General features: G+C 62.3%; 14 protein-coding genes and 1 pseudogene. 12 read left to right on the plus strand and 3 right to left on the minus strand.

The window, feature by feature from the left end; translation table 11 throughout:
- Nucleotides 1–40 precede the first annotated feature (40 nt).
- The 3 genes from JC607_RS10260 (at nt 41) to JC607_RS10265 (ending at nt 1207) form a co-directional block, all read left to right on the plus strand.
- A complete protein-coding gene (locus tag JC607_RS10260) occupies nt 41–232 on the plus strand; it encodes a heavy-metal-associated domain-containing protein (RefSeq protein WP_233092842.1) in 192 nt (63 codons plus the stop codon).
- Between the two features lie 214 nt (nt 233–446).
- Nucleotides 447–581 carry a hypothetical protein gene (locus JC607_RS25795; RefSeq protein ID WP_255532453.1) on the plus strand — a complete coding sequence of 45 codons (135 nt, stop codon included), beginning with the start codon at nt 447–449 and terminating at the stop codon, nt 579–581.
- A gap of 209 nt (nt 582–790) precedes the next feature.
- The gene (locus JC607_RS10265) at nt 791–1207 is read left to right on the plus strand and encodes a TfoX/Sxy family protein (protein ID WP_198836831.1); all 417 of its coding nucleotides are present in this window, start codon (nt 791–793) and stop codon (nt 1205–1207) included.
- 25 nt (nt 1208–1232) lie between these two features.
- On the opposite strand, the gene JC607_RS10270 is transcribed toward JC607_RS10265, so the two are convergent.
- Nucleotides 1233–1667, minus strand: coding sequence for an Rrf2 family transcriptional regulator (locus JC607_RS10270; protein ID WP_198836832.1), 435 nt, complete (start codon nt 1665–1667; stop codon nt 1233–1235).
- 208 nt (nt 1668–1875) lie between these two features.
- Between JC607_RS10270 and JC607_RS10275 the strand changes: the two genes are divergently transcribed.
- The 9 genes and pseudogenes from JC607_RS10275 (at nt 1876) to JC607_RS10315 (ending at nt 16904) form a co-directional block, all read left to right on the plus strand.
- Nucleotides 1876–4281: a glycogen/starch/alpha-glucan phosphorylase gene (locus JC607_RS10275; RefSeq protein ID WP_370584782.1), complete on the plus strand. Its 2406-nt coding sequence runs from the start codon at nt 1876–1878 to the stop codon at nt 4279–4281.
- Between the two features lie 24 nt (nt 4282–4305).
- Nucleotides 4306–6489, plus strand: coding sequence for a 1,4-alpha-glucan branching protein GlgB (gene glgB, locus JC607_RS10280; protein ID WP_198836833.1), 2184 nt, complete (start codon nt 4306–4308; stop codon nt 6487–6489).
- Nucleotides 6490–6529: 40 nt separating this feature from the next.
- Nucleotides 6530–7798 (plus strand): glucose-1-phosphate adenylyltransferase, encoded by a 1269-nt coding sequence (gene glgC, locus JC607_RS10285; protein WP_198836834.1) that lies wholly within the window; start codon nt 6530–6532, stop codon nt 7796–7798.
- Between the two features lie 67 nt (nt 7799–7865).
- A complete protein-coding gene (gene glgA, locus JC607_RS10290) occupies nt 7866–9317 on the plus strand; it encodes a glycogen synthase GlgA (protein WP_198836835.1) in 1452 nt (483 codons plus the stop codon).
- Nucleotides 9314–11377 (plus strand): glycogen debranching protein GlgX, encoded by a 2064-nt coding sequence (glgX, locus tag JC607_RS10295; RefSeq protein WP_370584783.1) that lies wholly within the window; start codon nt 9314–9316, stop codon nt 11375–11377. The genes glgA and glgX overlap by 4 nt, the downstream gene beginning before the upstream one ends.
- 30 nt (nt 11378–11407) lie before the next feature.
- The gene (locus tag JC607_RS10300) at nt 11408–13033 is read left to right on the plus strand and encodes an alpha-D-glucose phosphate-specific phosphoglucomutase (RefSeq protein ID WP_198836836.1); all 1626 of its coding nucleotides are present in this window, start codon (nt 11408–11410) and stop codon (nt 13031–13033) included.
- Between the two features lie 1061 nt (nt 13034–14094).
- Nucleotides 14095–14324 (plus strand): annotated as a pseudogene (locus JC607_RS10305) (transposase); the annotation flags it as partial.
- 227 nt (nt 14325–14551) lie between these two features.
- Nucleotides 14552–15922: a class II 3-deoxy-7-phosphoheptulonate synthase gene (locus JC607_RS10310; protein ID WP_198836837.1), complete on the plus strand. Its 1371-nt coding sequence runs from the start codon at nt 14552–14554 to the stop codon at nt 15920–15922.
- A 796-nt stretch (nt 15923–16718) separates the two neighbouring features.
- A complete protein-coding gene (locus JC607_RS10315; RefSeq protein ID WP_198836838.1) occupies nt 16719–16904 on the plus strand; it encodes a hypothetical protein in 186 nt (61 codons plus the stop codon).
- A gap of 142 nt (nt 16905–17046) precedes the next feature.
- On the opposite strand, the gene JC607_RS10320 is transcribed toward JC607_RS10315, so the two are convergent.
- Both JC607_RS10320 and JC607_RS10325 read right to left on the minus strand, forming a co-directional pair.
- Nucleotides 17047–17559 (minus strand): polymer-forming cytoskeletal protein, encoded by a 513-nt coding sequence (locus JC607_RS10320; RefSeq protein ID WP_198836839.1) that lies wholly within the window; start codon nt 17557–17559, stop codon nt 17047–17049.
- The gene (locus JC607_RS10325) at nt 17549–18889 is read right to left on the minus strand and encodes a M23 family metallopeptidase (RefSeq protein ID WP_198836840.1); all 1341 of its coding nucleotides are present in this window, start codon (nt 18887–18889) and stop codon (nt 17549–17551) included. The genes JC607_RS10320 and JC607_RS10325 overlap by 11 nt, the downstream gene beginning before the upstream one ends.
- Nucleotides 18890–19132 lie beyond the last annotated feature (243 nt).

Raw genomic sequence — 19132 nt, forward strand, 5'->3', positions numbered from 1 at the left:
GCGGGAAGGCGCATATCACCGTGAAAGACAGGAGATCCCCATGATCAGACTTTCGGTTCCCAATATGAATTGCGGCCATTGCAAAGCCTCGGTGGAGGCGGCGCTGAAGCCGATTGCGCAAAGCGTCGAGGTCGATCTGACCCTGCGCGAGGTGAAGGTTGAGGGCGCAGATGCCGGTGCGGCGATGGCGGCGCTGGACGAGGCAGGCTTTCCGGCGACGATGCTTGCCTGAGCCGGGCCTGACGCGGCTGGCGCCGTTAACGGGACGCCAGCCGTGCGTATTTTCCTCATTTTGCCCGTCTGAGTGGCACTGACTGTGGCGAATGCCGCACATGTGAACATTCACGGGGGATTGGTGCCGAATCACCCACTTGTATAGTGTTTCGCGAAAGCGCAAATGAGGGTTCAGAGCAGCCTCGCTGCTTTGTACCTCGTGGAGCAGTAAAATGGCGACGAAACAACAACCTCAGCAGGGTGGAAGCCAATCCCCCGCACCCCAGCAGCAACAGCAGCAGCAGCAGGGCAGCAGCCCGCAGCAGCAGGGCGGGAAAACGATATTCACGGACTGGGCCTCGATCTGACCCCATCCGGCTGATCGGTGGGATGACCTTTGGTCGGAACGCCGGAACAGAGAACAGGGTCGGCCCCGGGGGGCCGGCCCTTTTGCGTTTCGCAAGGGTAGTGCCTGCGCGTGCATCTCGGGCGTCCTTTTCGGGCAGGGCGGTTTTGGCCCTGGCCTGGATCAGAGGCGGGGCTTGCGGCTCGCCGTCGGGGCTGCGAAACTTGCGCCATGACACAGCCAGAGCCTGAACAGTCCAGTCCTGAATGCTCCGGTCCTGAACGGGGCGGCCCTGAGCGGGGCGCTGGCGGGGACGCCGTCTCGTCGATTCCAAATCTTGGGCCGGCGACCGAGGCCGCTTTCGCGCGCGCCGGGATCCACAGCGCCAGCGAATTGCGCGCGCTTGGGGCGGATGAAGGCTATCGCCGCCTGCTGCTGTCAGGCAGCAAACCGCATTTCATCGGCTATTATGTCATCGTGATGGGCCTGCAGGGGCGGCCCTGGAATGATTGCAAGGGCGATGAGAAAAAGGCCCTGCGCAAACGGTTTGATGCGATCTGCAAAGAGACGCGCAATTCCGACAGCGGCCGCAATCTGGCGCTGGATCAGGCGCTGCGCGATATCGGCGTGGTCGCGAAAGCGGGCTGAGCGAAGCCCCCTGCGCCGTTTTGCTTCAGGCGACGCGCAACTGGCGGGCGAGGGCGTCATTGCCATCCACAAGATCACTGAGCCGCGTGGCATCGAGCTTTGCATAAAACGCATCCAGAGCCGCGTTGAGCACACAGGTCAATCGGCAGGTTCCGGCCAGCGGGCAGTCGCCCTTTTGCGGACCGATGCAATCGCTGAAGGCCAGAACGCGTTCGAATTTGCGAAACACTTCGCCGACCGTCACCTCTTCGGGCGGGCGCGCCAGGGTCAGCCCGCCCGACCGCCCCCGAATGGTCTTCAGGAACCCCTGTTGCGCCAGCAGATAAATGACCTGGGCGAGATGGTTCTCCGAGGCATTGCAGGCCTGGGCGATCTCGGTCCGCCGGACAATCCGGCCGGGGTTCACGGCACAAAACATCAGGGTCTTCATAGCGAGGCTCGTGCGCGTGGTCAGATGCATTCCCGGGTCTCCTGGATGATGAATAGCCCGTAGTTTCGGGGCTCGGGACCGGGCCGCGCCATGACATAGATCAGATATGCCTTTTTGAGTGGCGTTTTTTCAGGCCAGGGAGGGGCAGAACTGGCTCAATATGCAGATGCAGCATTGCGCTTGAACTGCGCCGTCTGTTCATATGGGCCGTAACCGTTAGCGAGACAGGTGTTCCCAGGTGACCGACTCCAGCCATTCTTTCAGCGAGCTTCTGCCCGGCGACCTCTCGTCCGACATTTTGCGGCATCTGACATTCACCCTGGGCAAAGATGGCGCCAATGCGAGCCTCTATGACTGGCGGATGGCGCTGTCTTACGCGGTCAGGGACCGGATCGTTGAGCCCTGGTTCAAATCGACCCGCAAGACCTGGGCCACAGGGCATAAGCGCGTCTGCTATCTGTCGATGGAGTTTCTGATCGGGCGGCTGCTGGAAGATGCGATCACCAATCTCGGGCTTTACGACCAGGCCGATCAGGCGATGGCGGCGGTGGGGATGGATCTGCGCGCGCTGATCGGGAACGAGCCGGATGCGGCGCTCGGGAATGGCGGGCTCGGGCGGCTTGCGGCATGTTTCATGGAATCGATGGCGACAGTGGGTTGCCCGGCTTACGGCTATGGCATCCGCTATGAACATGGGCTGTTCCGCCAGCTGTTCGAGGGAGGCCGCCAGGTCGAGACGCCGGAAGACTGGCTGAGCCAGGCCCATCCCTGGGAATTTCCGCGCCCCGAAAGCGCCTATCTGATCGGATTCAAGGGCGAGATCACCAGGAAAGACGGCAAACAGGTCTGGATCCCCGGTGAGACGGTTCTGGCCGAGGCGCATGATACGCCGGTGATCGGCTGGCAGGGCAAATGGGCCAATACGCTGCGCCTTTGGGCGGCGAAACCGACCACGCAATTTGACCTGGAACGGTTCAACCGCGGCGACTACGCCGCCGCCGCCGAGCCCGAGGCCCTGGCGCGCACGCTTTCGCGCGTGCTTTACCCCGATGACACCACCTATCAGGGCAAAGAGCTGCGGCTGAAACAGGAATTCCTGCTGACCTCTGCGGCACTTCAGGACATCATCCGCCGCTTCCTCACCGCAAACAGCAATCTGCGCGATCTGCCGAAACATGTGGCGATCCAGATGAATGACACCCATCCCGCGATTGCGGGGCCAGAGCTGATCCGGCTTTTGACCGACGAACACGGGATGGATTTCGCCGATGCGCTGGAAACGGCACAGGGCTGCCTCGGCTATACAAACCACACGCTGCTCCCCGAAGCGCTGGAACGCTGGGCGACATTCACCTTCGGCAATGTCCTGCCGCGCCATATGCAGATTGTCGAACGCATCGATACCTGGCACCGCGATACCTATAATCCGCCGCATTATATTGGCATCGTGAAGCACCACGAAGTCCGGATGGGAGAGCTGGCTTTCATCACTTCGCATAAGGTGAACGGGGTTTCGGCGCTGCATTCGGAACTGGTGAAAAAGAACCTCTTCTCCGAGTTGAACGCGCTGCATCCTGGGCGGATCATCAATGAAACCAATGGTGTAACCCCGCGTCGCTGGCTGAAAATGTGCAACCGCCCGCTGGCCGGCCTGATCACCGACACCATCGGCGAGGGCTGGGAGGATGATCTCGACCGGCTGAAGGATCTTGAGCCGCATGTCGAAGATGCCGGGTTTCGCGGGGCCTTCCATGAGGCCAAGCGCCTCAACAAGATCCGGGTCTCGAACCGGATCGGCGAGGCTTACGGGATCAGGGTCTCGCCGGATGCGATGTTCGATGTCCAGGTGAAGCGGATCCATGAATATAAGCGCCAGTTGCTGAACATCCTGGAAACCATCGCGCATTGGAACAGGCTCCGGACCGGGCAGATTGCCAGTCCGGTGCCGCGGGTCAAGATCTTCGGCGGCAAGGCGGCGCCCGGCTATGCGGTGGCGAAAGAGATCATCCGGCTTATCAATGACGCCGCAGAAGTCATTAATAATGATCCGAAAACCGGCGATCTTCTGAAAGTGGTCTATCCGCCGAATTACAATGTCTCGATGGCGGAATGGCTGGTTCCCGCGGCTGATCTGTCGGAACAGATCTCGACCGCCGGCAAAGAGGCCTCTGGCACCGGTAATATGAAATTCATGATGAATGGCGCGCCGACCATCGGCACGCTGGACGGCGCCAATGTCGAGATATTGCAGGAGGTGGGCGCGGAGAACTTCTTCCTCTTCGGCCTGACCGCCGAAGAGGTGATCGAACGGCGCAAGGAGGCGGACCATGAGCGCCACGCCATCGAGGCAAGCCAGGAGCTGCAGGACGCGCTGCAGATGATCGCCGAGGGGCGTTTCTCTCCCGATCAGCCCGACCGCTATCACGGCATCGTCCATGGCGTCTGGCACCATGACTATTTCCTCGTCTCGTCGGATTTCGCCTCTTATCACGCGGCGCAATCCCGGGTGGATGCGGCCTTTGCTGACCCGGAGCGCTGGACCCGCATGGCTGCCTTAAATACGGCACGCAGCGGATTTTTCTCGTCAGACCGGACAATCCGTGGCTACATGAAAGATGTGTGGAATGTGACTTCGGCATTGTAAGCCGGTTGAAGGGAAGGCCCAGCGATGGGAACAGAGGCCGGATTGCCCGATGATGTGGATGCCCGTGCGATAGCCGAGGGCCGTCACGGCGATCCTTTTTCCGTTCTCGGGCTGCATGATTTTGCGGGCCGCTGGGTCCTTACTGCGTTCATGCCCGATGCCGCGCGTCTGATCGTGGTGACACCGGGGGGCGAGTATCGGGCCAAAGCCTGGCCTGGCGTTCCGGGGGTCTTCACCTGCGAGGTGCCGGGCTGGTCGGGTTACCGGCTCCGGGCCGAAGGTGCGGGCTGGTTCTGGGAATATGACGACCCCTATGCCTTCGGGCCGGTGCTGGGCGAGATGGACGAATATCTCCTGGGGGAAGGCAGCCATCAGCGGCTCTGGCAGGCGCTTGGCGGCCATCTGATCACCCATGAGGGCGTTGAGGGCGCGCATTTCGCGGTCTGGGCGCCCTCGGCGGAACGGGTCTCGGTGGTCGGCGCCTTCAACACCTGGGACGGCCGCCGGCATGTGATGCGGCAGCGCGGCCAGACCGGCATCTGGGAGATTTTCATCCCCGGACTGAAAGAGCGCGAGAGCTATAAATACGAGATCCGGGGCCAGGGCGGCCAGATCCTGCCGCTGAAATCCGATCCGGTCGGTTTTGGCTCGGAACATCCGCCGGCGAATGCCAGCGTCTTGCGGCGCCTGCCGGGCGCGCATGAAGAGGGCGCCTGGCCTGAGATCCGGGCAAAGCGGAATTCCGTCGACGCGCCGATTTCGATCTATGAGGTTCATGCAGCCTCATGGCGGCGGGCAGAGGGCGGGCGGATCCTGTCCTGGGCGGAACTTTCCGAACAATTGCTCGGTTATGTCGAATGGATGGGCTATACCCATATCGAGCTTTTGCCGGTTTCCGAATATCCGTTCGACGGATCCTGGGGCTATCAGCCGATCGGGCTTTTCGCCCCAACCGTGCGCCATGGCACGCCCGACGAATTCCGCGCTTTCATCGCCGCTGCGCATCGGCGTGGCATTGGCGTGATCCTCGACTGGGTGCCCGGCCATTTCCCGACCGATCCGCATGGGCTGGGCCAGTTCGACGGCACCGCGCTTTATGAGCACCAGGACCCGAAGGAGGGCTTTCACCAGGACTGGAACACGCTGATCTATAATTACGGAAGGGCAGAGGTCTCCAACTACCTGATATCAAACGCACTTTACTGGCTGGAGGTCTACGGCGCCGACGGGCTGCGCGTCGATGCCGTGGCCTCGATGCTCTATCGCGACTATTCGCGCGAGGCCGGGCAGTGGGTCCCGAACAAGGATGGCGGGCGCGAGAATTATGAGGCCATCGCGATGCTGCGCGCGATGAACTCCGCCGTCTATGCCCATTGCCCCTGGGCGATGACGGCCGCCGAGGAATCGACCAGTTTCCCCGGCGTCTCACGGGCGGTGGATCAGGGCGGTCTGGGGTTCGGGTTCAAATGGAATATGGGCTGGATGAATGACAGCCTGGATTACATGCAGCTCGACCCGGTTTACCGGAAATATGACCACAATAAGATGACCTTTGCCTCAAGCTATGCTTACAGCGAAAATTTCGTGCTGCCGATCAGCCATGACGAGGTGGTGCATGGCAAAGGTTCGATGATCGGCAAGATGCCGGGGGAAGGTGAACAACAGTTCGCCAATCTGCGGGCGTTTTACGGCTTCATGTGGGGGCATCCGGGCAAGAAACTGCTGTTCATGGGCCAGGATTTTGCACAAGGCCGTGAATGGAACCATGATCGTGGCCTTGACTGGGATCAGGAGACGATCCCGGCCCATCGCGGCGTGCAGCTCTGGTTGCGCGACCTGAACCTCCTCTATCGCGACACGCCGGCGCTTTACCGCCATGACACGCGGCCCGAGGGGTTTCGCTGGCTCCTGGCCGATGAGGCGGAGGCATCGGTCTTTGCCTGGGCCCGCTTTGGCGATGCCGGGGACGCGCCGGTCGTGGTCGTCTGTAACATGACCCCGGTCGAACGCAGGGTCAGGCTGGGCCTGCCCGGCGATGGCTTCTGGCGCGAAAGGCTCAACAGTGATGCGGCGGCCTATGGGGGCCAGGATCGCGGCAATCTCGGCGGTGTGGTCACTGAGGAAATCCCGGCTCAGGGCGAACCGGTTTCGGCCATGGTGACCCTGCCGCCCCTGTCATCTGTGTTTTTGGAACGAGTGATCGCGTAACGGCCCGGTCTGACAAACCGCCATTTCCGGGGAGGGGAATATGAAGGCAAGAGTGAACAAGAGACTGTCGGCCCAGGCCATGGCCTTCGTGCTGGCAGGGGGGCGGGGATCGCGGCTGAAAGAGCTGACTGACCGGCGGGCGAAACCGGCGGTCTATTTTGGCGGCAAGCAGCGGATCATCGATTTCGCGCTGTCGAATGCGCTGAATTCCGGCATCCGCAAAATGGCGATTGCCACACAATACAAGGCCCATAGCCTGATCCGCCATGTCCAGCGCGGCTGGAGCTTTTTCCGCGCCGAGCGCAATGAATATCTTGACGTTCTTCCTGCCAGCCAGCGCATGGATGAGGTGAACTGGTATCGCGGCACCGCCGATGCGGTGGCGCAGAATATCGACATCATCGACAGCTATAACGTCCAGTATGTGGTGATCCTTGCCGGGGATCATATTTACAAAATGGATTACGAGATCATGCTGCAACAGCATGTCGATACCGGCGCCGATGTGACGATCGGCTGTCTGACCGTGCCGCGCGAAGAGGCCTCGGCCTTTGGCGTGATGGCGGTTGATGGCCAGATGCGGATCACCGATTTTCTGGAAAAGCCCGCCGATCCGCCGGGGATCCCCGGGGATGAGGCACATGCGCTTGCCTCGATGGGGATCTATGTTTTCGACTGGGCCTTCCTGCGCGATCTTTTGCTGCGCGATGTGGTCGACAGCAATTCCAGCCATGATTTCGGCAATGATCTGATCCCGGCGATTGTGAAACATGGCAAGGCGATGGCGCATCGATTTGCCGACAGCTGTGTTACAACGGGGATCGAGGATGAGCCCTACTGGCGCGATGTGGGCACGATTGACGCCTTCTGGCAGGCCAATATCGACCTGACCGAATTCGTGCCCAAGCTGGATCTTTATGACCGCGACTGGCCGATCTGGACCTATGCCGAGATCGTGCCGCCGGCGAAATTCATCCATGACGAGGATGGGCGGCGCGGTCAGGCGATCTCGTCGCTGGTTTCGGGGGATTGTATCGTCTCGGGGTCTGAGGTGCGGAATTCGCTGTTGTTCACCGGCTGCCGGGCGCATAGTTTTTCGGTGCTGGAACATGTGGTTGCGCTTCCGCGGGTGGATATCGGGCGCAAGGCAGAGCTGCGGAATTGCGTGATCGATTCCGGGGTGATGATCCCGGAGGGGCTGGTTGTTGGCCACGATCCCGACGAGGATGCGCGCTGGTTTCGCAGGAGTGAAGGGGGCGTTGTGCTGGTGACACAGGCGATGCTCGACCGGCGGGCGCGCGCGATGTGACGGGTGACGCCGGGGGTTTCACACCCCCGGACCCCCGTGGAGTATTTCAGTCAGGAGGAAGATCCGGATGGGCGGTCGGGTTTTGTCAGTGGCCTCGGAGGCGGTGCCTTTGATCAAGACCGGCGGGCTGGCCGATGTGGTCGGCGCGCTGCCGGCGGCGCTTGCGGGGGCGGGCTGGGAGATGCGGGTGATGCTGCCGGCCTATCGGGCATTGCGCGGGCTGTTGGCCAAAGGCGGCGGCTTTCGCGAGGTGATGCGCGAAGAGAGGCTTTTTGGCGGCGAGGCCCGGGTTTTTGCCGGTGAGGCGGGCGGGCTTTCGTTGTTCTTGCTGGATGCGCCGCACCTGTTTGACCGGGAGGGCGGGCCTTATCATGGCCCGGGCGGCGATTGGAGCGATAATCCGCAACGCTTTGCGGCTTTGTCTTTTATGGCGGCGCGGGTGGCGCGCGAAGGCGTCCAGCTGGCCCGCGGCAAATCCTGGAAGCCGGATGTCTTGCACGCCCATGACTGGCAGGCGGGGCTGGCGCCGGCCTATCTGGCCTATCACGGCTCGGGCGGCTGCGCCTCGGTGATCACGGTGCATAATATCGCCTTTCAGGGCCATGCACCGGCGCGTCTTTTGAGCGAATTGCGGCTGCCGGCGGCGGAATTCCATGCCGATGCGCTGGAATATTACGGCGGCCTGTCTTTGCTGAAGGCCGGGCTGATCACGGCGGACCGGATCACCACGGTCTCGCCAAATTACGCAGCTGAGCTGATGCGGCCGGAATTCGGGCTGGGGTTGCAAGGCGTGCTGGCGGCCCGCAGCGCCGTGGTCTCGGGGATTCTAAACGGGATCGATACCGAAATCTGGTCGCCGGAGGCCGAAGTCGTGAACGCCTATTCGGCGACATCTCTGTCCGGCAAGGCAAAAGCGCGGGCGGAGTTGCAGTCCGAATTCGGGCTCTCGGTGCCGGGGCCACTTGCGGCGCTGGTCTCGCGGCTGACCGATCAGAAGGGGGTGGATCTGCTGCCGGCCGCCTTGCCGGATTTCATCGAAGGCGGCGGCGGACTTGCGGTGCTTGGCTCGGGCGATGCCGAAGCGGAGGCGCAGATGCTCTCGCTTGCGGCGCGCTGGCCAGGCCGGGTTTCGGTCAGGATCGGTTATGATGAGGCCCTGTCGCACCGGATGTTTCAGGGCGGCGACGCAGTTCTGGTGCCCTCCCGGTTCGAGCCATGCGGGCTGACGCAGATGTATGGGCTGCGCTATGGCACGATCCCGGTCGTCGCCGCCGTGGGCGGGCTGGCCGATACGGTGATCCCTGCCTCGCCTGCGGCGCTGAATGCGGGTGTGGCGACCGGGATCACCTTCTGGCCGACCGATGTTCTGGCGCTGGCCCAGGCGCTCAGGCGGCTGAACGCGCTTTATGCGGATCAGAAAATCTGGAGCCAGCTGCGCCGCAACGCGATGGCCCAGGAAAACGGCTGGGCCGGATCTGCGAGCGCCTATGCTGCGCTTTATGAGGGGATGCTGCGGTGACGGACTTCGTCACCGGCGCCGGGCAGCCCTTTCCGATGGGGGCAAGCCTGACCGCAACCGGGGTCAATTTCGCGAGCTTTTCCGCCAATGCGACGGCGATTGAGCTGTGTTTGTTTTCGCCCGACGGCAGCCGCGAAGTCGCGCGGCTGCCCTTTGTCGAACGCAATGGTGATATCTGGCATCTTCATGTCGGGGGCCTGGGCGCGGGCGCGCTTTATGGTTTGCGCGTTCATGGTCCCTGGGCGCCGGAGGACGGGCATCGCTTTAACGCCAATAAACTGCTGATCGACCCCTGGGCGCGGGGGCTGCATGGCCGTTTCCAATGGGATGATGCCGTTTTTGGCTATGTGACCGGCGATCCGGCGGGGGATCTCAGTTTTGACAGCCGCGACAGCGCGGCGTTCATCCCGAAATCGGTGGTGACCGCGCCGCTGCCGGTGGCGGATCATCCCCGGCCCGGTCACAGCCTGGCCGACAGCGTCATCTGTGAGGCACATCTGCGTGGCGCGACCATGCTGCATCCGGGTGTGGACGAGGCGCTGCGCGGCACCTGCGCGGGGTTCGCATCGGATATGGTGATCGGCCATCTGACCCGCGCGGGTGTGACCGATGTCGAATTCCTGCCGGTCCATGCCATCGCCGATGAGCGGTTCCTGATCGCGAAAGGGCTGAGGAATTACTGGGGCTATAACACGCTGAACTGGTTCGTGCCCGAGCCGCGTTATACCGGCCCGGGGGGGATGCAGGCCTGGCGCGAGATGGTCACCCATCTGCACCGCGCCGGGATCGGGGTGATCCTTGATGTCGTCTATAACCATTCGGCGGAAAGCGACGAGCATGGCCCGCATCTGTCGCTGCGCGGTCTCGACAATGCGAGCTTTTACCGGCTCGCGGGCGGGCGCCATTATGCCAATGACGCAGGGACCGGGAATACGCTCGATCTGACGCATCCGATGGTGTTGCGGCTGGTGATGGACAGCTTGCGCTACTGGGTCGAGACCGGGCTGGTCGACGGCTTCCGCTTTGACCTTGCAACCGTGCTGGCGCGCGAGCCGGGGGGCTTTGACCCGGGCGCGGGTTTTCTGGATGCGTTGCGCCAGGATCCGGTTTTGGCAAAGGTGCGGCTGATCGCCGAGCCCTGGGATATCGGACCCGGAGGCTACCAGCTGGGGGGCTTTCCGCCGCCCTTCAGCGAATGGAATGACCGTTACCGTGACGGGGTGCGCCGGTTCTGGCGCGGTGAGCCAGGGCGCGCTGCCGACCTGGCCGGGGCGCTGCTGGGATCGGCGGGGGTGTTCGATCATTCAGCAAGGCAGGCAACGGCTTCGGTCAATTTCCTCACAAGCCATGATGGCTTCACGCTGCAAGATCTTGTCAGCTATAGTGCAAAGCATAATGAGGCCAATGGCGAGGGCAATCGTGACGGCCATTCCGACAATCACTCCGACAATATGGGTGTCGAGGGGCCGAGTGATGACCCGGTGATCCGGGCCGCGCGGGATTTGCGCAAACGCAACCTGCTCGCGACGTTGTTCCTGTCGCAAGGCGTGCCGATGTGGCTGATGGGCGATGAGATCGGCCATAGCCAGGGCGGCAATAACAATGCCTATGCCCAGGACAATGCCATCACCTGGGCAGACTGGAGCAAGGCAGATCAGGCGCTGACCGCTTTTGTCGGTCGTCTCGCCGCACTGCGCCGCGCGCATCCCGAACTGCGCCAGCATCGCTTCCTCCATGGCAAGATCCGCGCCGATGGGTTTCGCGACGTGATCTGGCGCCGTGCCGATGGGCAGGAGCCGTCGGCCGGGGATTGGCAGGATCCCGAATTTCGCTGTCTTTGCCTTGAGTTGCGCATGACAGCGGAGGGTGGAGAGCCGGGCCCCGGGCCGCTTTTTCTGGTCTTCAACCCGGGCGGGGACTTGCCGCTGAGATTGCCCGCAACGCAGCAGGGCTGGCAGCTGGTGCTTGACACCACGCGCCCGGATCTTACAGCTGGTGCGGCACCGGATACGGTGCCGGCGAATGCGGTTCTGGTAATGATTCCAGCCTCTTCCGTCTGAAAGCGCCCGTATTCCCCGAGGAGAGAGCGGATGAAACTGACCGTTGCGACCACGCCCATTGCAGGCCAGAAGCCCGGCACCAGCGGGTTGCGCAAAAAGACCCGTGTTTTCATGGGCCCGCATTACCTGGAGAATTTCATACAGGCGCTGTTCGATGTGATTGGTGCCGAGGGCAAGACCTTTGTGCTTGGCGGCGACGGGCGCTATTTCAACGACCGTGCGGCTCAGGTTATCTTGCGGATGGCTGCGGCCAATGGCGCGGCGAAAGTGATCATCGGCCAGGATGCACTTTTGTCAACGCCGGCCGCCAGCCATCTGATCCGGCTGAACAAAACCGATGGCGGCATCATTATGTCCGCAAGCCATAATCCCGGCGGCCCCGATGAGGATTTCGGCGTTAAATTCAATATGCCCAACGGTGGCCCCGCGCCGGAATCGGTAACCGAAGCCATGTTCGCGCGCAGTGGGGCCGTCAGCGCCTATCATATTTTCGAGGCAACCGATGTCGACCTGTCATCGCCCGGGCTCCGGCAGCTTGGCGAGATGGTTGTCGAAGTTGTCGATCCGGTCGCCGATTATGCCGATCTGATGGAGACCCTGTTTGATTTCGACGCGATCCGGGCGCTGTTCGGCGCGGGTTTCCGGATGCGGATGGATTCCATGTGTGCGATCACTGGCCCCTATGCTGTTGAGATCCTAGAAAAAAGGCTCGGCGCCGCTGCCGGAACCGTGGTTAATGCGACGCCTTTGCCGGATTTTGGTGGCATGCATCCTGACCCGAACCCGACCTGGGCCTCGGATCTGATGGATGAGATGATGGGCGAGGAGGCGCCCGATTTCGGCGCCGCCTCGGATGGCGATGGCGATCGCAATATGGTGGTCGGGCGCGGGATCTATGTCTCGCCCTCGGACAGTCTGGCGGTGCTTGCGGCAAATGCACATCTGGCAAAGGGCTACAAGGCGGGTCTGAAGGGGGTTGCGCGCTCGATGCCGACCTCGGGCGCGGTGGACCGGGTGGCGAAACATCTGGGCATCGGGGCCTATGAGACCCCGACCGGCTGGAAATTCTTTGGAAATCTGCTGGATGCGGGCCGTGTTACACTCTGCGGCGAGGAGAGTTTCGGCACCGGATCCGACCATGTGCGCGAGAAGGACGGGCTTTGGGCGGTGCTCATGTGGCTGAATATCCTCGCGGTGCGCAAGCAAAGCGTGGCCTCGATCCTCGCCGCGCATTTCGCGCAGTTCGGGCGCAATTACTATTCCCGCCATGATTTCGAGGCGGTGGATTCCACCCGTGCCGATCAGATGTTCCTGACGCTGCGTGAAAATCTGAAAGCCCTTCCTGGTCAAGTGGTTGCCGGCCTGTCTGTAACCGCAGCCGATGATTTCGCCTATCATGATCCGGTTGATGGTTCGATGTCGCAAAAGCAGGGCATCCGGGTGCAGTTCGGCGACGGCACCCGGGCGGTCTACCGGCTTTCGGGGACCGGTACCGAGGGCGCTACGCTGCGACTTTACCTTGAAGCCTTTGCGCCCGGCCCCGAGGGCCTTGACAAAAATCCGCAGGAGGCACTGGAAAACGTGATCCGCGCAGCACATAAAATCGCGGATATTCAGGGCTTTACCGGGAGAACCTCGCCTGATGTCGTCACCTGATCGCAACACCCGCCCGGCATTTCGCCCGGGCGGGTCCAGCATAGGCGGGACGATTTCAGGAACAGATTTCAATGGTCCCCGCGGTTTGAGGCCGTTGCCCGGCAGATTGCTGACCTGACCCCTGGATTTCAGACCGCAATCAACATCGGTATCCTCGGTCCGGGCGTGCTGATCGGCGCGCAGGATCCGCCCGGCGCTCTGGATCATTTGCCTGTTGGGGGCCTGGCGGTCTTGGGGATCCTTTGGCTGGATTTCGCAGCGGCAATCACCGGGATGGTGGAGACTGGGCTTTTCAGGCTGTGGTTCATGCTTTGTCAGGAGGAAGCGAAGGCAGACAGGCCGGCGGGGGAGTTTTTCCTGTGCGGAGGGCCAGGGGGCTTTTTCGGGTTGGCCCTGATGGTCTGTGGGCTTTGCATCGCCCCGCTGTGCCACCCGCGCCGCAGAGGCGCGGATCGACGGCGCGATGGCGTAAGCCCCGCAAACAGCGCTCCGCCCTGTGCATGGTTCATCAGTATCAGCCCGTCCTTCAAGGCAGGCAAGGTAAACGGACTGATGTCGCGAACATTGCCGCGCGGCACGGTGGGCAGGCTCCGGGTGTCGGCATGGCCCGCCAGCGCATATTCGACGCGCTCAGCCCCGCCCGCCGGCACTGAGGCGAGGGTCAGCGTGATCTGTGCCGGGCCAGTGACAGCGAGGGCCGAGACGGCAATTTCGTTCTCCCGGGCATAAAACCGGAAACCGTTTGCCGCAGTGCTGTGTCAACGACCAGAGGCGGCACCGGCACCTGCCAGCAGATCACAACCGAGGTGCTGTTGCGCCTGGCCGCGAGCATGCGGGAGCATCGGGCCTTGCCGGCTGGCTTCCACTGCACCTGCCCGCGGGTGCGATCATGGTCGCAAAATGCGAGGGCAAGCGGGTGGATTGCCTGCCGCCCATCGCCGAAACCGGCAACGGATTCGAAGCCACCGAGGCCGTACAGATCTCCTTCTCTGCTGGACTGACCTGCCACGGGATTTTTCCTCCACCAGTGACCAGAGACCTTCCGAGGGAAGGGACGGAGGATGAAGCGCACAATACGAACCGAAGAGCCGATCATCGGCATCCTGCGGGTCGAGGCGGACAAGCAAACGGTCCGGTGGACCGTTTGCCCGACGAAGGTGAGACGGGGGCGAATTATGCCGATCTGTGCCGCAAGCACGGGATGTCGGAGGGCAGGTTCTGCGCCTGGACGGCGAAGTATTCCGGGATGACGGTGTCAGCGGCTAAACGGCTGAAGGCGCTGGAGGACGAGCAGGAAGGTCGGGCCAGAACGGCCCATATGAAACAACGGAATGTGGATGCGGAAAAGAACCCGCCCTTGCGCCCTGATCTGACCTGTGAGCCCCTGTGCGGCCTGACCGGTGCCGGCTGCGGCGCGGGCTTTGCATCCGGAGCCCGGAAGGCCTATATGCGATCCTTGTTACCGCTGTCAGCACGGGTTGAGCCGTTCGGAGGAATGTTATGGGCGAGGCGAGGAAGATGCAGGGAAGCTGGACGAAAACCGACTGGCGTGCTTTGCCGAGGATCCAGATGCCCGATTATCCGGATCAGACCGCACTGAACGCCGCCGAGGCGCAGCTGGCTAAATACCCGCCGCTGGTTTTCGCGGGCGAGGCGCGGCGGCTGAAAAAGCAACTGGCGCTGGCAGCCGAGGGCAAGGCGTTCCTGCTGCAAGGCGGCGACTGCGCCGAGAGCTTTGCGGAATTCAGCGCCGATAGTATCCGCGACACCTTCCGCGTCATGCTGCAAATGGCGGTGGTGCTGACCTGGGGCGCGAAAGTGCCGGTGATCAAGGTGGGCCGGATGGCGGGGCAATTCGCCAAGCCGCGTTCGGCCCCGACCGAGGTGATCAACGGGGTCGAGCTGCCATCCTATAAGGGCGACATCATCAACGGCTTTGATGCGACCCTTGACGCCAGGACGCCGGATCCAAACCGGATGCTGCAGGCCTATACCCAGGCGGCGGCGTCTTTGAACCTGCTGCGCGCCTTCTCGACCGGCGGCTTTGCCGATATCCACCGCGTGCATTCCTGGACTTTGGGCTTTGCCGAACATGACAAGGCCGAGCAATATCGCGCCATGGCCGCGCGCATCTCTGACGCGCTTGATTTCATGAACGCCGCCGGGGTCAATTCGGAAACCGCGCATCAGCTTTCGGCGGTGGATTTCTACACCAGCCATGAGGCGCTGCTGCTGGAATATGAAGAGGCGCTTTGCCGCATCGATTCCATCTCGGGCCAGCCGGTGGCAGGATCGGGTCATATGATCTGGATCGGCGACCGCACCAGGCAGCCGGATGGCGCGCATGTCGAATTCTGTCGCGGTGTGCTGAATCCGATCGGGCTGAAATGCGGGCCTTCGACCACGGCCGAAGATCTCAAAGTGCTGATGGCAAAGCTGAACCCGGAAAACGAGCCGGGCCGTCTGACCCTCATCGCGCGCTTTGGCGCCGGCAAGGTCGGTGATCACCTGCCGCGTCTGATCCAGACGGTTCAGGCCGAGAGGGCCAATGTCGTCTGGTCCTGTGATCCGATGCATGGCAATACGATCAAGGCGGCTTCGGGCTACAAGACCCGGCCCTTTGACTCGGTCCTGCGCGAAGTGCGTGAGTTCTTCGCGATCCACAAGGCCGAGGGCACGGTACCGGCGGGCGTCCATTTCGAGATGACCGGCCAGGATGTCACCGAATGCACCGGCGGCCTGCGCGCGGTCTCGGATGAAAACCTGGCGGATCGCTATCACACGGCCTGCGACCCGCGCCTCAATGCCTCGCAATCGCTGGAACTGGCCTTCCTTGTTGCAGAAGAGCTGACCCGTCAGCGCGAGGAAACCCGTCGCGTCGCGCTCTGATCTTTGCCGGGGGAGCCCTCGGGCTCCCCCAATAACGGGCCTGAACAGTCCGGGGTGGTTATGGCGGCAGCGCCCCCCCGGGGGCTATAGGATGCGCAGACGCTGTTCTTGCATATTGGCCGCGCCAAAACCGGCGCTTCTGCATTGCAGTTTCAATTGCGGCTTATGCGAAGAAAGCTGGCGGCACTGGCGATCTTTACCCCTGTCGACCGGTTTCAAGAGGGTGAGCCAGGGAAGTATCGCCCGGGCCTGGCACCAGAACTCTGCGAGCAGCGACGCGGAAATCGAGGCATTGCGCGAGAGCTTCGAAACTGAGAACGCCCCTTTGACGGTTCACGGTCAGTTCGGAAAGATTCAGGAACATCACGACGCGGGGCTGGCCTGATTATGTCTTCCGTCAGGATGAGCCGGATTTCTACAAAATTTCAGTTTCTTGCACACCCGAACAATTCTCCTGCCGGTTCGCAAAATTCAACTAGCCTCGGTTCTTTGACTTCTGGAGCGCTTTTGGTGACCGCGCGATTTTCATCGGCTATGAGGCCGAAATTGCCGCGAATGGCTCGCTCCTGCCTCGTTTTGCACAGGAGATGGGCGTTGATCCCGGCACCACGCGGTCGCCAGAATGGTTTTCAAACCGCTCCATCAGCGGCAATCTGCTGATGTTCAAACTGCTGGTAAATTCGACCGTCGGCCACCGGGATGAGTTCAATCTGGCTTTGCAGCGGCTGGCCGCGCTGAACCCGCGCTATGCGGGCCGGTTTTACATCGGAGACGCTATGGCGGCTATAATGCCGCTATGTCCGCGCGCATCGGTGAGCCACCTTTGGTGGGGTTCAGCGATGCGCTGCCGATCTTCCAGGAAGAACACTGGCGCGAGGATCTGGAGTGTTTCCTGTCGGATTTCCACTTTCAGCATCTGCGTGAAATGCCCGAATTCCAGCGCCTTCCGCCGCCGGGTCTGATCCGGTCCATGACCGGCTGACAGCCGTCAAACGGCTGATTCTTGCGCAGTCGAACGCGCGCCCCTGAAGATTTGGGATCGCCAGACGCGAACGGCCCTCCTTGGCAGGAGGGCCGATACCAAAAGTTGGTCTGTTTGCTGGCGAGGTCCCGCGCGGCTCGGATCAGGGGGCTTCAGGTGCTGCTGCCGGTTCCGCATGATGCGGCGCCTGGAGCGCGGCCGAGGCACGCCCGGTCGAGAGCGGATCTTCCTGGCGCTGAACCGACCCTTCGAAATGGGCGCCCGATTCGATGGCAATGGTCTTGTGGATGATGTCGCCTTCGACACGGGCGGTCGAGGTCAGGCGGACCTTGAGGCCGCGCACGCGACCGATCACACGGCCATTGACCACGATATCGTCCGCCACGATCTCGCCACGGATGGTGGCGCTTTCGCCGACGGTCAGCAGATGGGCGCGGATATCGCCTTCAACGGTGCCTTCGACCTGGATATCACCCGAGGTGCGCAGGTTGCCCACAACGGTCAGGTCCGACGAGAGGACCGAGGCCACAGCCTTGCCCTTGGGCGCCGAGGGGGTGAAATCCATGGAAGGTTTCGACACGGGGGCCTCCGGCGCCTTGGGTTTGTCAGCTTCGGGCTTGGCGCCCGTTTCGTTGATGCGGCTCTTAGAAAACATTTCTCGCTGCCCTTATGAAGGTCATCGGGTTCACGGCAGTGCCCCCTATGCGGACTTCGTAGTGAAGATGAGTGCCGGTGGACCGGCCTGAATTGCCCATATCACCGATCTGGTCGCCACGCGACACCTTTTGTCCGACCTGCACACGGATCTGTGATAAATGGGCGTAGCGGGTTTCGATGCCAAAGGCATGCCGGATCTTGATCAGCCGCCCATAGCCATTCTGCCAGCCGGCATGGATGACGGTGCCTTCGGCGGTGGCGTAAATGGCCGTTCCATAGGGGCCGGCGATATCGGTGCCTTCATGCATCCGCCCGCCGCGCCCGAACGGGTCCTCGCGGCGGCCAAAGCTCGAGGTCCAGCGCACATTGCCCGAGGTGATCGGGGTGGCAAAGGGCGCTTTCCAGGCCGCGAGACGGTAGAGATCCATCTCTTCCATATCTTTCAGGATCGCATTGGCGCGTTTCTCACCATCGCTCAGCGGCCCGCCCATGGTTGAGGCGCTGATCGGCGAGAGCGGTCCGCCCTGGCCGGAATAGCCCTTTCTGACCGTGGCGATCATGTCATCGGGGTTCATGCCGGCGGCCCGGAACATCTTTTCCAGCGGCTCGACCGAGACCGTCACCGCATCTTCCAGTTTGGTAAAGATCGCGTCATGGCGCAGCTCAAGCGCGCGGCGGTCTTCCAGGGCCAGCGCAAGCTCTTCGCGCGCGGTATCGGCCTCGGCCAGGCGGGTATCGCGTTCGCGGGCGGTGGCCTCCAGCTTCGTCGTCAGGAAATCAAGCGTCTCGCCGGTGTCGCGGATGCGGCCGATCTCGGTTGTGGCGCCACCTTGTTCCCCGAGCATCCCGGTCAGTTTCAAAACCTCGGCCCGCGCTTCGTCGCGTTCGCGGATCACGCCGCGCAGGCTGTTTTGCACGACATCAATGCCGGTCTCCAGCTCGCGGCGGCGATCTTCCGAGGCCAGGAGCATCTCCTGCATCCTGGAAACCTGTTCCAGGGCCGAATTGAACCGCTCCTGCGCCTGGGCGGCATCGGTCACCCGCAGATCGCGGTCTGCCGAGAGGATGGCAAGCCGTTCCTCGAAGATCATCCCCTGGCGCTGGCTTTGTTCGCGCGAAGAGCCGGCGCCGATGGATTGCATCATGAAAATCGAGGTCGCGACGATGGTCCAGGCAATGGCGAGGGCGCCAAAGACCACCACAAAGGCCTGGGTGGCGGGTCTGAGCCGCAGATAATGGGTGCCGTGATCGGATTTCAGATAGAGCCGCTGTTCGGGAAAGACCGATTCAAGCGCCGTATTGATCCGGATGGCCAGTCTTGCGAGCACGCGGCATTCCATCTTTAAGAGCGCCCGTTCCGCCTTTTTTCCCGGCTTCACAAACCGGGACCCGGAGGGGCTGGTGTCAGTCTGACCCGCTTTCCGCGTTACTGGCGCGAAAGACGGGCGAGGTGTGGTCATGCGGGCCGGAAGCCTGGCTCCGCCCTGGAACAGGTCCGGACGATCCGGAAAAAACAACACCATCCGCAAAAACATCCGGGCAGGCTGGAGCGTGAGTCGCACCGCCCCGCC

The sequence above is a fragment of the Paracoccus sp. IB05 genome (genome assembly GCF_016405985.1).
Lineage (GTDB): Bacteria > Pseudomonadota > Alphaproteobacteria > Rhodobacterales > Rhodobacteraceae > Pseudogemmobacter.

Excerpts from the sequence above, each read along its gene's own strand:
- JC607_RS10260 (WP_233092842.1), top strand. The coding sequence starts at position 41 with ATGATCAGACTTTCGGTTCCCAATATGAATTGCGGCCATTGCAAAGCC.
- JC607_RS25795 (WP_255532453.1), top strand. The coding sequence starts at position 447 with ATGGCGACGAAACAACAACCTCAGCAGGGTGGAAGCCAATCCCCCGCA.
- JC607_RS10265 (WP_198836831.1), top strand. The coding sequence starts at position 791 with ATGACACAGCCAGAGCCTGAACAGTCCAGTCCTGAATGCTCCGGTCCT.
- JC607_RS10270 (WP_198836832.1), bottom strand. The coding sequence starts at position 1,667 with ATGCATCTGACCACGCGCACGAGCCTCGCTATGAAGACCCTGATGTTT.
- glgB (WP_198836833.1), top strand. The coding sequence starts at position 4,306 with ATGGGAACAGAGGCCGGATTGCCCGATGATGTGGATGCCCGTGCGATA.
- glgC (WP_198836834.1), top strand. The coding sequence starts at position 6,530 with ATGAAGGCAAGAGTGAACAAGAGACTGTCGGCCCAGGCCATGGCCTTC.
- glgA (WP_198836835.1), top strand. The coding sequence starts at position 7,866 with ATGGGCGGTCGGGTTTTGTCAGTGGCCTCGGAGGCGGTGCCTTTGATC.
- JC607_RS10300 (WP_198836836.1), top strand. The coding sequence starts at position 11,408 with ATGAAACTGACCGTTGCGACCACGCCCATTGCAGGCCAGAAGCCCGGC.
- JC607_RS10310 (WP_198836837.1), top strand. The coding sequence starts at position 14,552 with ATGCAGGGAAGCTGGACGAAAACCGACTGGCGTGCTTTGCCGAGGATC.
- JC607_RS10315 (WP_198836838.1), top strand. The coding sequence starts at position 16,719 with ATGTCCGCGCGCATCGGTGAGCCACCTTTGGTGGGGTTCAGCGATGCG.
- JC607_RS10320 (WP_198836839.1), bottom strand. The coding sequence starts at position 17,559 with ATGTTTTCTAAGAGCCGCATCAACGAAACGGGCGCCAAGCCCGAAGCT.